Genomic DNA, 1,481 nt, shown 5'->3' on the forward strand with positions numbered 1-1,481 from the left:
CCCTCAGGGTCTCTCGCAGATTTAAGTTAACCCATAAAATAAAAAAGTTATATTAGTGTCCCTAATGGGGATATTTGAAGAATCAAGGTGCATCGCATTACAGGTTCAGGGAATTCAGTTCGGCCATTTAGATAGAACTCGCCGTTATAATCAGGTGATTTCTATTCTTCACTCTTCTAATGCATCGTTGAGTTTTCCGGAACTTTTTAAGAACCAGCACCAGTTAAAAGGGTTTTATCGGTTAATGAATAATAAATCAGTTAATCATTCCACATTTATATTGGGCTACCAATCAGGCCTGATAGCCTATTCGAAGGAGCAAAACAATGCTGATCCCTGGATATTGGTTCAGGATACTATGCTAACTGATTATAATAGTCGTACTCTTGATTTAGGTTATACTCAAAACGAACGATCTAATGGCTTTTTGTTACATCACGGGCTATTATTGGATGAGCAATTTGCTCCCTTAGGACTTTTACATCAAGAGGTTATTCATCGCGAGCGGGATGATTTTGGTAAGGCGGCGAAGTGGCGAAGTAAGTCAATAGCAGAAAAGGAATCGAACAAATGGCTTGAAGGGGTAAAAACAGGGATATCCTTTAGCAAGGAAACAGGCCGGGATCTGATCCACATAATGGATCGGGAAGCCGACATTGTAGAAGTGATCAATAAATGTATCGGGGCAAACCAATACTTTATTATCAGAGCCAGGCATGATCGCAGTACGTTAACCCTATCAGAAAAGGATAAAGCAGAGGCCCCCGAACTTTACAGGCTATTTCAGTTAATGCCCTCTCTGCCTGATCCTTTTACCATTGTCCGGCCATTAAGAAATGCAAAGGGGAAAGAATATGAGGCGAAATGCGATATGAGTTGTCATTCCTTTAAGTTCAGAGGCATTGATAAGGAAATAAACTGCGTATGGATCAGAGAACAGATCAGTACAGAAGAAGAAAAGCCAGCCGAGTGGTTTCTACTAACCAACAGGGTAATTAAGAACGAAAAAGATGCAGAAAAGATCGCTGAATTCTATTCAAAAAGGTGGACGGTTGAGGACTTTCATAAATGCTATAAAACCGGATGCAGTATTGAAAAAAGACAGTTTGATACACGTAAAGCACTCACTACCAGCATTGGCTTGTTGGCTATAACCGCTATTGTGCTACTGAGAAGCCGGTATTATGCTAAACATCAGCATAGTATCCCTTTCGAGATCATGGTAACAGATAAAGCCGAACAGGAATTGGCTAAAAGAATAGCTGATAAATACCTGATGCCAACAGATAAGCTTTTATGTGAGCCATACACAGCCTTATGGTGGCTATTATTACTTGGACGAATGGGGGGGCATCAAGGTCTTAAAAACAAAGGTTTGCCCGGTTGGCAAACCCTTTGGAAAGGTTATTCATTTTTTCAATCCTTAGTAATCGGATTTAACTATGCTAACAACAGCTCATAATTTTGTGGGTTAACTTTAA

1 protein-coding gene is annotated in these 1,481 nt (G+C 40.0%); it reads left to right on the forward strand.

Annotated elements, in window-relative coordinates:
• Positions 1 to 64 precede the first annotated feature (64 nt).
• Positions 65 to 1,462, forward strand: a complete 1,398-nt coding sequence (locus ACFFGT_RS19215) for an IS4 family transposase (protein WP_377024137.1) — start codon at positions 65 to 67, stop codon at positions 1,460 to 1,462.
• The last annotated feature ends 19 nt before the right edge of the window (positions 1,463 to 1,481 follow it).

The sequence above is a fragment of the Mucilaginibacter angelicae genome, assembly GCF_042434235.1.
GTDB lineage: Bacteria > Bacteroidota > Bacteroidia > Sphingobacteriales > Sphingobacteriaceae > Mucilaginibacter > Mucilaginibacter angelicae.

Excerpts from the sequence above, each read along its gene's own strand:
- ACFFGT_RS19215 (WP_377024137.1), top strand. The coding sequence starts at position 65 with ATGGGGATATTTGAAGAATCAAGGTGCATCGCATTACAGGTTCAGGGA.